At 52.0% G+C, this 1,614-nt stretch carries 2 protein-coding genes; both read right to left on the reverse strand.

Going from position 1 to position 1,614, the window contains the following annotated elements:
* On the reverse strand, nucleotides 1-75 hold a 75-nt coding region (locus tag FOY53_RS22530; protein WP_146592036.1), incomplete at its 3' end, for a GDP-mannose 4,6-dehydratase.
* Between the two features lie 45 nt (nucleotides 76-120).
* Nucleotides 121-1,317, reverse strand: coding sequence for a glycosyltransferase family 4 protein (locus FOY53_RS22535; RefSeq protein WP_146592525.1), 1,197 nt, complete (start codon nucleotides 1,315-1,317; stop codon nucleotides 121-123).
* Nucleotides 1,318-1,614: the final 297 nt, after the last annotated feature.

A 1,614-nucleotide genomic window follows, 5' to 3' on the forward strand; every position in this document is an offset into this window, starting at 1 on the left:
CTTTTCCAGAAGGAATTCCGCCAGATAGGAGCCGTCCTGCCCCGTGATACCTGTGATAAGGGCCTTTTTGCGCATACAATTGCTTTCTGGGATCAGTTTACTTTGGGTTATTCGTGCAAGTTATTTGACAGCGACAATGATGCGTTCGTATTCCGATAGGATGGCATCCTTGTCCATGTGCTTCCTGACAAAGGCCTGACCGTTCTGGCCCATTTTTTCCTGACGTGGTGGATTTTTGAGCAAATCAGTCACCGCCGCAAAAAGCAGGTCATTCTGGCCTGGCGGAATGCACAACGCGGCACCAGAGGAGAGCGACAACTGATCAAGCGGGCTGTCTTTCTCTGCGATGCAAATAAATGGGCGGCCGGATGACATGATGGAAACCAGTTTTGATGGCAGGGCATAGTTGGCCACATTCAGAGCCTGCGGCACCAGATGGATATTGGCGCTCTGCAACGAGTCCATGAACTGGTCAGACGGGGCAAGTGGCAGAAAACGGACATTGCCGATTCCAAGATTTTGAATCTCTGCCTCGATACGGCTTTTCTCGGAGCCGTCACCACGCAGGATGACATCCACCGCCACTTCTTCATCAGACAAGCGCTTTAGAAGCGGCAGCAGTTGATCGAGGTTCTGCTTCTTGCCGAAATTCCCCGAATACATCAGCTTTGGCCTGGCAGTCAGCTGAATGGGTGTGTTTGGGCCGACGCTCGCCCAGATTGGCAAAACGGTGATTGGTCTGCGGCATCCAAGTGTCTCGAGTTCTCGTTTCATGCCATCAGTCAGCACAACGACTTGGTCCGTTAGATTCAGGCCAACCCGTTCCACAAACTGCATGATACGCAGCATGCCACGGCTCCTGGTGATCCCCAGAGAGCTGGCTAGCCCGCTTTCGATATCGTGCACGACCGCGACTGTGCGCGCACCCGTCAGCAGTTTTATGACTTTAGCCCCGTAGAGCGTGAGAATGCTCGGAACATAGGCGACAACTGTGTCCGTAGAGCGAAACCTGCCCCGTATGCTATGCGTGCACACGGTCCAAAGATAACGGATATCGTTGCGGATTCGATCTATGAAGCCGCCAGATCCTCGCTCGCGAACCGGAACGCGAACCACCTCGACCTTATCAAGCGTATCATAGTCCCGAGCACCGTCAGACCACGCACTGAAACCTTCAACGCTCGGATAATGAGGGCGAAACGCCAAGGTGGAAACCGAGTGCCCCTTGCCGCTCAGGAATAATGCTAATTCTGTACAGTATGGCGCCGATCCAATCTCTTCTGGCCAAAAGTAAGGGGACAGATAAGTAATTCTCATAGATCCTTGCTCCGCTTACGAAACGCTTTTCGATCAGGCGCTTTATTGTGGATCGGATTTCCATAGATAGAAGATTCTGGGCCGGTCTCTGGCTACGCCTCATTGGACATTTGAGCGCTAGGTGTTATGTTGCCCTGATAGTATTTTTAGCGGTAAACCCTTGGCGCGGGAGATATAAATTGATGTTCATAAAGCTCTCCTTACTAAGAAGTGAGTTTAACAGGTCGCTGAAAAAGTCGGCTGCCAAGAACGTTGTTCTGGTCAGGCGCGAGGGACTCTTTTCCAAGCGCGAGTCTC

It is taken from the genome of Puniceibacterium confluentis (genome assembly GCF_007923445.1).
Taxonomy (GTDB): Bacteria; Pseudomonadota; Alphaproteobacteria; order Rhodobacterales; family Rhodobacteraceae; genus Puniceibacterium; species Puniceibacterium confluentis.

Coding starts and splice junctions, on each gene's coding strand:
- FOY53_RS22535 (WP_146592525.1), bottom strand. CDS start 1,317: ATGAGAATTACTTATCTGTCCCCTTACTTTTGGCCAGAAGAGATTGGA.